This is a genomic window from Bulleidia sp. HCP3S3_C9 (assembly GCF_052064035.1).
Lineage (GTDB): Bacteria > Bacillota_I > Bacilli_A > Erysipelotrichales > Erysipelotrichaceae > Bulleidia.
This window is the reverse complement of record NZ_JBQHWJ010000066.1, coordinates 1-10,226: the sequence shown is the minus strand read 5'-3', so window position 1 is coordinate 10,226 and position 10,226 is coordinate 1. Positions and strand designations below refer to the sequence as shown.

Sequence of the window (10,226 nt, the reverse complement as noted above, 5' to 3'; positions counted from 1 at the left end):
CTCAGTGCTTTTTTTATGATTTCAGATTTAGATGCTTTGGATTTGTCCAGCCACGAAATAATATCTTTATCCTTGTCAAGATTAAACCATACAGTTACTCTTGTCATCTTGCTTTTCTGGTAATCCATATCATATTTGGCTTTGTCATTTTTAGATCTCATAGTCCTTACCTCACAGCTATATTATAGTATAACTAGCCGCTAGTTTAAAATATTTAAATTGAAACCTCACTGTTTTTTGTGAGGTTTTATTTGAAGGACTTTTTCAACAGTCTCGCAAACGCTTCTTTTTATTGTTGTCTTAATAATTGTATTTCTTCTTTGTATGGGGCTTTTCCATCAATGTATGGTGTTTCTAAAATCTTAGGAACATGTGCAACTCTTGGATGATGTGCGATTGCATGCAGTGTTTCAAATCCAAGATAGCCTTTTCCAATATTTTCATGACGGTCTTTTCTTGCACCTTGTACATTTTTTGAATCATTCAAATGAATGACATGCAGTTTATCTAAACCAACAAGACGATCAAATTCATCTAAAACGTCATCAAAATGGGACATGTCATATCCCGCATCATGCATATGACATGTATCCATGCATACACCGTAAGAATCTTTCTGATTCAAATGTGCAAGAATATATGCAAGATGTTCCAATTGATACCCAACTTCGCTGCCTTTGCCTGCCATTGTTTCTAAACAGATCACAATACCTTCAGGAATATGCGTTGCATTCAGATGATCAATTGTTGTCTGTAAGCCCTGTTCTAGCGTTGTTGTCGTATAAGAACCTGGATGGAGAACCATGTATTTTGCACCAAGTGCTTTAGTACGAATTGCTTCCTGTTCAAGAAAACTGACAGCGAGTTCACCAACTTCTTTTTTTACAGAGTTTGCGGGATTGATGATATATGGTGCATGAACAATCATTCTATCAAATGGAATTCCATGTTCTTTCAACAATGCATGTGCCTGCGCAATATGCATCTTGTCTATATCAACACGACGTGTATTCTGTGGCGCACCTGTATAAAGCATTAATGCATTCGCTTCATATGACAAAGCTTCTTCTACAGCACCTTCAAGATACTTTGGTGATTTCATCTGTACGTGAGAACCGATAATCATTCTAATCCTTCTCTTTCTTTTCTTGCTCGTTCTTTATACATTGCTTTCTTTTCTTCTCTGATCTTAGAACGAATCATTTCTCTTTTCTTCTTCTGATAGATTCTCGCAATCGCGTTCTTTCTCTTTTTCTTATAGCCAGGTTTTACTTTTGTATTTTTCTTGTTGTTATAAACCATGGCAATCTTCTTATCAAGTTCCGTATCATCTTTTCTCTGATACTTGATACCATATCCTCTCAAGTCATTCCATGTACCATTCTTAAATCTACGGTGTTCAAACTTGATACCACGCTTCTGTAAAGAACGAATTGCTGCATCATCTTCTTCATGATATAAAGCAAAGCATGTACCCTTGCTTCCAGCTCTACCTGTTCTACCCGCACGATGTACATAGTATTCCAGATCGTTAGGGAAACCACAGGAAATAACATGTGTTACTTCTGCAATATCAATACCACGTGCTGCAAGGTCAGTTGCCACAACATATGTATTTTCTCCCGTAGCGATTGCTTTCATGGACTGTTTTCTTTGACGGCTTGTCAAGTCACCATGAATTTCAGAAACACTTAAGCCATTCTTTCTTAATTCTTCCGCAATTGTACTCGCTTCTTTTCTTGTATTTGCGAAAATCAAACAAACATAAGGCTGGAAACCCGGAAGAATTGACATGATTGTTTCTGTAAAACTATGATGATAACAAGGAACAAGAACATGTGTAATATCTGGATTGAAACGTACTGCTTCCCCAATCTGGAATGTTACTGGATGATGCATATACTTTTTAATAAACGGTTTCAACTGATCAGGCATTGTAGCTGAGAAAGCCATCATCTGTAGATTCTCACTCATTCTGCCCGCAAATGCATCAATCTCATCTAAGAAGCCATATTCTAATGTCATATCCGCTTCATCAACAACTAAGATCTTAGCTTTATCAATACGCAAAGCACCTTCATTCAAGAATAGATCCTTGATTCTACCTGGTGTACCAATTGCGATGTGTGGCTGTTGCTTATTCAGCTTTTCAATGTCTTTTTCTCTATCCTGTCCACCAACATATAAAGATACTCTTAATGCTGGTAATACATCACACATGACTTTTGCCATTTCATAGATCTGAAAAGCAAGTTCACGTGTAGGCGCAGTGACTACTGCCTGACATTCATTGCAATCCACATCAATCTTTTCAAGGATTGGGATTAAAAATGCATGTGTTTTACCAGAACCTGTAGCACTCAATCCAATGACATCCTTTCCTCTTAAGCTGCTAGGAATAACATCTTCCTGAATTGGTGTTGGCTGTGTGAAGTGATTTACTTCAATAAATTTTTTTGTATACTCTTTTAAATTAAAATCTTCAAATTTTTTCATTTTATCACCTATAATGATTATACTAGAATTCTGTAATTGAGAGAGGTGTCTTTATGGAAATTATTTCTGTTGTTCCACGTGGGTATTGCCAAGGTGTTGTTCGTGCGATTCAGATAGCACGTAAAACAGCACAGGACAATCCTGATACCCCTGTATATATGCTTGGGATGATTGTTCACAATCAATTTGTTGTTGATGCTTGCAAAGCTATTGGCATCCGCTTTGTCGAAGAAGCAGGAAAAACAAGAAGTGAACTGCTCGATAGAATCGACTCTGGCATCGTTATTTTTACAGCACACGGTATTAGTGATGATGTAAAAGAGAAAGCTATCCGCAAAGGTCTAAAAGTAGTTGACGCTTCGTGCCTGGATGTCATTAAGACACATGACCTTGTAAAACAGCACATTCAACAAGATGGTGATGTACTATACATTGGAAAAAAAGGTCATCCAGAATCAGAGGGAACAGTCTCCCTTTCCAAGCGTGTACATCTTATCACAAGTTGTGAAGATATCCAAAGATTAGATGGATTAAAAAATGTATTAATTACAAATCAGACAACACTTTCCATCTTAGATACTTCTGCAATCATTGAAGAATGTCTAAAGAAATATCCAGATGCAATTGTTGCAAAAGAAATATGCAATGCGACAAGAGTTCGGCAGGAAGCTGTTATGCATCTGAAAGATACAGATGTACTCATTGTTGTCGGAGATGCCCGCAGCAACAATTCTAATCAGCTTAGAAAAATTGCATTAGCATCCGGTATCAAAGAAGCATATCTCATTGATTCCATCAAAGATCTCAAAGAAGAAATGGTAAAAGAAAAGAACCGCATCGCAGTTACGAGTGGCTCTTCTACACCTAATGAATTAACGCAACAGGTCATTACATTCTTAAAGCAGTATGCTTTAAATGGAAAATGGGATCTCCCAGAAGACATTACTGTTCGTCTGCTTTAAGATCTGCAATTTCTTCTTCCGTTAAATAACGATATTCACCTGGTTTTAAGCTTTCATCTAAGACCAGGTTTTTCATACGCAAACGTTTTAGATATGTGACTTTATCTCCTAAAGCCTGGAACATGAATTTAATTTCATGATATTTGCCTTCTGTAATTGTTAACGTACAGCTTCTTGGTGAAATCATATTTACCTTGGCTGGTTTGTATGATTCTCCATTGTAGGAAATACCTGACTGCAATCGAACAATATCATCTTCACTCATATCTAATGCATGTTCAACATAATATTCTTTTTCTACATGATGCTTTGGAGATAATAAAGTATGTGCTAAAGGTCCATCATTTGTTATGAGCAGCAATCCTTCTGTATCTTTATCTAATCTTCCACATGGAAACAAACCATTGTTATCTTCATAGATCAGATCCATGACTGTTGGAACATTACCTTCCGTTGCACTGATATATCCTGCTGGTTTATGCAGCATCAGATACATGTGTTCTTCATAGATGACAGGAATATCATCTAATGTCACTTCATCATTCACCTCATCAATCTGCATACTTGAAGTTTTCGCAAGTACACCATTGACCTTCACACGCTTTTCTTTCACAAGCTTTTTTACCTGTGATCTTGTACCAGCATGCGCGTTGCTTAACATTCGATCAAGTCTCATCTTGCACCTCTACGTATTAAACGATTACACATGCCTTTCAGTGAAATATGGAAAACAGCCTTTGGCAATTTCATCATATCTGATACAAGCACATATACAACAATTCCTGATATACCAACAACTGCCAATTGTAATAGACATACAATTCTTCCATACGCAACCCAGCCAGGTCCAAAGAAGTTATATAATGCAAATACGCCATTCATTGCCAGACACGAAATCATAATACGAATCATACGTTTAATGATACGGCGATATTTGATAGAAAATTCTTTTCTGATTTTCAATAAGGACGCAATGATAATCGTTGCAGAACATAGACAGCTGGATACAATTGCACCTGTATATCCCATGATTGCCATCAATGGATAGAATGTTATGCACTTAATCACAAATCCACATGCCAGGTAGAAAATGGATTGTTTTCTAAATCTTAATGTCAGCATCATGGAATTACAGATTGGTGTCATTGTTGTACAGAATCCAAGTAAACTTGACCATTGCAGACAAGTTACACCATACTTTAATTCATTGCCGCCATACATAATAAAGTAAATTGGTTCTGCTAAGGCAGCCATCGCAAAACATACAGGTAAACCAATATAAAGTACGGTATCCAGACAGTCTTCAATATTGATATTCAATGCTTTAAAGTCATGGTTTTCTAAAGATACTGTCATATAAGGAACAATACCTGCACTGAAACCAATAGAAAGAACCTGTGGAATCGATGTTAATTTATCACAGTTTGTCTCAATGATTGAATAAATCAGTTTTGCTTCATCGTATCCCATACCTAGCTTTGTCGCAGCTGGAATAAAAAATTGCGTATTAATCAATGTTTGAGAGTTACCAAGAATGGAAACAAGCAGATATGGAATAGAAAAGATGATAAATTCTTTTAAGATCTCATATTTGTCTACTGCTTCTTCCTGCTGTTTTTCTGCTAACTGCTCAATTTCAGGAAAATGTTTTCGATCAAAGAACATCAACTGGATCAAAGCAAATATACCACCAATACTTGTACCTAAAACGGCTGCATAGATACCAAGAATCTGATCCATATGAAAGATATATACAACGATTGCACCAACACCTAATAAGAATAAAACACGTGCTAACTGTTCTGTAATCTGTGTATTGGCATAAATCTTTAATTCTTTCATTCCCTGATAATATCCACGATATGAATACACAACAGGAATAATAAACAATGCTAAAGAAAGAATCACAAACGTATTACGCATACGAATAATATCTGTGTCTGTTGCCTGAGATCCCAATACACTATGTGCAAGTGGTGTTGAAATCAAAATAAATAATAAGGAAATCACAAATCCAGAAACCATCAAGATTGCTGTTGAAAGCTTTCTAACAAGAACTACAGTTTTATAGTCATTTTTATTTGCATATTTTGCAACAATTGCGGCAATCGCAAATGGAAGTCCAGCACTGCATATCTGTAAAAGTACATTGTAATATGTATATGCTGCAGAATAATAAGACAGGTTTGCCTGTCCTACGATCTGTTTAAAAGGAATGATATAAAACATTCCAATCAGTTTAGAAATAAATACACCTGCAGAAGAAGTTAAAGAACCCGCAATAAAACCTTGTTTTACTTTCTTTTTTGTTTTATCACTCATCACTTACTCCTTCTCTGCTTTCTTGTATTCATATCCTTCAGTATTTAAATGATAGGAAAAGAATTCTCTTGTTTCTTTTGTACGTTTTGCATTTTTATACTGTACTAAAATTTCTAGATCCACACCATCTTCACTGCATTCCCCACTCATGGCAAGGCCTTTTGCATATCCTTGGGAAGTATTGACTTGCCCAGGAATCAAAGAACAGCTGTCTTCAAAAATACCTAAAGATGGCATCATTTTATCCGCATCATCATATGGTGTGTTATTTTCAACTGCGATCATTACGACATCATACATTGCAATTTTTGCTTCATCTACAACAATTGCATAACGATATGTACCATCTGGTATCTGGCTCATTTCTAAGGCAATATTAAAATTCTCACTAGAATCTTTAAACTTCTGTGTCTTATTGACAATATCATAATACGTTTGATACTCTTCAATCTTTTCATCATTAACTTTCTGTGGTGATTTTCCACATCCAGACAAAAAAATAACAAATGCTAATAAAAGTTTTGTTAATGTATTCATTCTATACCTCGCTAGAGATTATAACACAAAAGATGGAAGAGTACCTTCCATCTTAGACAATACGATTAGAATGTAATTACAAAGTAATTCTTTTTACCTTTTTTCAAGATTGTAAATTCTTCATTGACAGCATCACTCTTCAGAAGCTTTGCCTCAAGATCATTTACCTTATTTCCATTGACAGAAATAGAACTTTGCTGGATGAGTCTTCGTGCTTCACCCTTACTCTTGGCAATTTCAGCAGCTACAAGTGCATCAATTAACAATGTACCATCTTCACAATGTGTTTTCTTAGCATCTACAAGACCTTCTTTTAATTCTTCACTGGATAATGTCATGATATCACCATGGAAGAAAGTTTCTGTGATCTTCTTTGCTTTTTCTACACCTTCTTTGCCATGAACCATTTCTGTGAGTTCTTCTGCCAATGCCATCTGTGCTTCACGCTTTTCAGGAGCAGTTTCAACGCACTTCGCTAATGCTTCAATTTCTTCAACAGATCTTAATGATAGACGCTTCAAATAATCTACAACATCTGTATCTGGTGTATTCAGCCAGAACTGATAGAATTCATAAGCATTTGTTCTTTCAGGATCCAGCCAGATATTCTTGCCTTCAGACTTGCCAAACTTAGAACCATCACTCTTTGTAATCAATGGTGAAGTGATGCCCCAGACTTTTGCTTCATCTCCTTCAACCTTACGGATAAGCTCCATTCCACTTGTTAAGTTGCCCCACTGATCAGAACCGCCAATCTGAATACGGCACTGGTATTTCTGATATAAATGCAGGAAATCCATTGCCTGTAAGATTGTATAAGAAAATTCTGTATAAGATAAACCAGAGTCCAATCTCTTCTTGATTGTATCTTTCTGAAGCATGTAAGCAATATTGAATAACTTGCCATAGTCTCTTAAATAGTCTAACAATGACATTTCACCTAGCCAGTTGTTATTGTTTTCCATGATAGCAGCATTATCACCATCAAACTTCAAGAACTTGCTTAACTGTGTTTTAATGCATTCAGCATTGTGTAATACTTCTTCATGTGTTAAAAGCTTTCTTTCTGTTGTTGGACGTGGGTCACCAATCATGCCTGTAAAACCACCACATAAAGCAATTGGTGTATGACCAGCATCCTGGTATCTTCTTAACAAAATGATCTGCTGAAGATGACCTACATGCAAGGAATCTGCAGTTGGATCAAAACCACAGTATACTGTCATATGATCATTTAATGCATTGACAAGACCATCATAGTCCGTAACATCCTTTACAAGGCCTCTCCACTTTAATTCTTCAATAAAATTCATATATTTTCCTCCTAGACGCTATATAAAAAGCGTCCTCATCATCTAAGGACGCTTTTAGCGCGGTACCACCTTAGTTTACACAACACTGTGTACACTCATAACACTGTAACGTAGTAGATACGTCCTACCTTTTGAGATAGAAAGCTCCAAGGTGTATTCAACATTTCATCTGTTCTATCCTTTTCACCAAACCAGGATTTCTCTCAACAACAGATCAAAGTCTACTTGTCCTCTTCATTGCTTATTTAATTTTAATTAACTACGACCGTTTGTCAATCTTTAGTTGACTGACGAGGTGTAAATAAATATGACAGTTCAATAGAATCTTCCTGTTCTTCTTCACTCTGCAGCATCTTTGTCATCACACGCATGCTCACTGCACCTAAGTCATAGCTAGGAATGGAGAATGAAGAAATCTGAGGTCTCATGACACTGTTATATTTAGAATCAATCACGCAGACAACTTCCAGATCATTTGGAACATCAAGCTGATTTTCTCTTGCAGAGTTGATAACAGCCATTGCCTGGGAGTCACGATTTGCAATAATCAAATCATATGAATGATCCTTAAAATGTTTAGACAGGAAACTGTAAGAAGTTCTATCTTCAGCAGGAATCTTCAAGAAGCCATTAAATTCCTTGTTTCTTTGTTTAAATGCTCTTTCTGCACCTTTGACCATCTGATCACATGTATATGGATTCTTACGATCTTCTAGGATTGCAATCTTTTCCTTGCCTTCTTCAAGATATTTACTTGTTAACTCATAAATGGCTTTTTCAATATCTACATATACAGAACATAAACGTTCACCACTGACATGATTACCAATCATGACAATTGGAATATTATATTTAGACAATTCGTTTACTTCTTCAATCTTCAACTTATCGTTATAAATTACAACGCCATCAACATGAGATTTGATAATATCTTCGACAACAGAAGAAATATCTGTAATTCCAGCAGTAATCGTATGAAGCATAATGTTGTAGTTATAGATTTTAGCTACATCGATCAAACCATTAATGATTTGTCCAGTATATGTAAAAGATGCTTCAGGAACAACAAGACCAATTGTTGTGGATTTCTGTAAAGCAAGTCCCTGTGCGATTGCATTTGGCTTATAGCCAAGTTTATCTACAGCAGCCTGAACTCTTTCTCTTGTTCCACCTTTTACTACATTACTTCCATTGATTACTCGAGATACCGTAGCCAAAGAAACACCAGCTTCCTTCGCTACATCGTAAATAGTTACACGTTTCATTTATGAAAAACTCCTTCTTAATTTTTAAATAGATTTTTGAGTGCTTCTGATCCTTTTTCTACAATATCATTTGCACCTTTCTTTGCTTTTTCTAAAGTTTCCTGTACTTCTGGCTTATTCAGGAATTCATCTGCAGCAGTAACGATTTTCTTTGTACCTTCCGCAACTTTTTTACTAGCGGAATCATATGCATTGGATAAATTCTCTTTTGTCTTTTCATCAAGATGTTCATCTACATATTTAGTTGCCGTTTCAGTTGCATTCTTAACAGATTCTTTTGCTTTATCAGCATATTCCTTCACTTTTGGATCATTGGAAATTTCATCAATCTTTATTTTGGCAAGATCAACCGCCTTGACTGCATTTTCCTTGATATATGCAATTGTCTTCTGTACATCTGGATTTGCTGATACGTTCTGTGCTTTTTCTTTAATATCTGAAATTGAATTTTTCAATGTGTTCACAGTTGCATCTTTGATTTCCTGAATTTTCTGCATTCTTTCATCAGCAGCTTCATTATTATTTTCAGCTTCCAATTCTTTTTCTTCACTGAGTTCAGCAATTTTCTTCTTTAAATCTTCTACTGTCTGTTCAATTGAATCAATAGGTTCTTTTTCATCATTGAAATCAACATTTTTATTATTTTCACTCATGATTTTCTTCCTCCACGATTTCTTCTTCGCCCTTGTTGAATTTTTCTTGTACTGCTGATTGAATCTTTGTTACATTTTCTGAAGCAAAATCTGTAGCTTTCTGTAATACTTCACTTGTTTTATCGTGAACCTTATCTAGAGAATGTGAATATTTCACCGCAGTATCTAATGGTGCCTGAAGTTTTTCCATACTCTTTTCTACATCCTTGATTGTTGGATCTAGATTCTTGATTGTCTCATGAATTGAATCAATCATTTCCCATGCTTTTTTTAACAATACACATAAAAAGATCAATACAACAGCCCCAAGAATAGGCAGTAATTGTTCAGACACGTTTGCTAAATCTAAAATTAATGCGTCCATATCTTCTCCTTTTATAATTACTTAGATTATTATATTGAAGAATGAAAATATTTTCAAGACCAATTGTTAGCGCTCACAAATAATCTATATTTTGTATATATTATTCGATAAAAATCCTTGTTTTTTCATAAATAAACATAACTGACCACCTGATTCAAAAAAGTTCAGAAATCTCTTTAGTGTCCGCTTTTTAGTACAATAAGATCATATTGCTGGATATACACTTTAACTGCGAGGTAAAAGTATATGTCTAAATATAAAGATAAAAAACCATCTATGATTGAATTTACTAGAAAGTATGCAAACAATGATCA

At 35.4% G+C, this 10,226-nt stretch carries 10 protein-coding genes and 1 other annotated feature; of the genes, 1 reads left to right on the top strand and 9 read right to left on the bottom strand.

What is annotated here, in order from left to right; genetic code table 11:
• Window positions 1-289 precede the first annotated feature (289 nt).
• Window positions 290-1,126, bottom strand: coding sequence for a deoxyribonuclease IV (locus ACTND6_RS09855; RefSeq protein WP_441023927.1), 837 nt, complete (start codon window positions 1,124-1,126; stop codon window positions 290-292).
• Window positions 1,123-2,496, bottom strand: coding sequence for a DEAD/DEAH box helicase (locus ACTND6_RS09850; RefSeq protein WP_441023928.1), 1,374 nt, complete (start codon window positions 2,494-2,496; stop codon window positions 1,123-1,125). The genes ACTND6_RS09855 and ACTND6_RS09850 overlap by 4 nt, the downstream gene beginning before the upstream one ends.
• Before the next feature lie 53 nt (window positions 2,497-2,549).
• On the opposite strand from ACTND6_RS09850, the gene ispH reads away from it, so the two are divergent.
• Window positions 2,550-3,458 (top strand): 4-hydroxy-3-methylbut-2-enyl diphosphate reductase, encoded by a 909-nt coding sequence (gene ispH / locus ACTND6_RS09845; protein WP_178175751.1) that lies wholly within the window; start codon window positions 2,550-2,552, stop codon window positions 3,456-3,458.
• Here the strand turns inward: ispH and ACTND6_RS09840 are convergent.
• From ACTND6_RS09840 to ACTND6_RS09810, 7 genes are all read right to left on the bottom strand, one after another.
• A complete protein-coding gene (locus ACTND6_RS09840; protein WP_178175752.1) occupies window positions 3,439-4,134 on the bottom strand; it encodes a pseudouridine synthase in 696 nt (231 codons plus the stop codon). The two genes, ispH and ACTND6_RS09840, sit on opposite strands and share 20 nt — an antisense overlap.
• Window positions 4,131-5,780 (bottom strand): oligosaccharide flippase family protein, encoded by a 1,650-nt coding sequence (locus tag ACTND6_RS09835; protein WP_441023929.1) that lies wholly within the window; start codon window positions 5,778-5,780, stop codon window positions 4,131-4,133. Before ACTND6_RS09835 ends, ACTND6_RS09840 begins: the two co-directional genes overlap by 4 nt.
• A gap of 3 nt (window positions 5,781-5,783) precedes the next feature.
• On the bottom strand, window positions 5,784-6,317 hold the full coding sequence (locus ACTND6_RS09830) for a hypothetical protein (protein WP_441023930.1): 534 nt from the start codon (window positions 6,315-6,317) through the stop codon (window positions 5,784-5,786).
• Window positions 6,318-6,382: 65 nt separating this feature from the next.
• Entirely contained in the window at window positions 6,383-7,630 is a 1,248-nt protein-coding gene (gene tyrS, locus ACTND6_RS09825; RefSeq protein WP_441023931.1) for a tyrosine--tRNA ligase, read from the bottom strand.
• A 41-nt stretch (window positions 7,631-7,671) separates the two neighbouring features.
• Window positions 7,672-7,877, bottom strand: a binding site (T-box leader).
• Between the two features lie 25 nt (window positions 7,878-7,902).
• On the bottom strand, window positions 7,903-8,895 hold the full coding sequence (locus ACTND6_RS09820) for a LacI family DNA-binding transcriptional regulator (RefSeq protein ID WP_178175756.1): 993 nt from the start codon (window positions 8,893-8,895) through the stop codon (window positions 7,903-7,905).
• A gap of 17 nt (window positions 8,896-8,912) precedes the next feature.
• Window positions 8,913-9,548: a hypothetical protein gene (locus ACTND6_RS09815; protein WP_441023932.1), complete on the bottom strand. Its 636-nt coding sequence runs from the start codon at window positions 9,546-9,548 to the stop codon at window positions 8,913-8,915.
• Complete coding sequence (locus ACTND6_RS09810) at window positions 9,541-9,912, bottom strand: hypothetical protein (protein ID WP_441023933.1); 372 nt, start codon at window positions 9,910-9,912, stop codon at window positions 9,541-9,543. Before ACTND6_RS09810 ends, ACTND6_RS09815 begins: the two co-directional genes overlap by 8 nt.
• Between the last annotated feature and the right edge of the window lie 314 nt (window positions 9,913-10,226).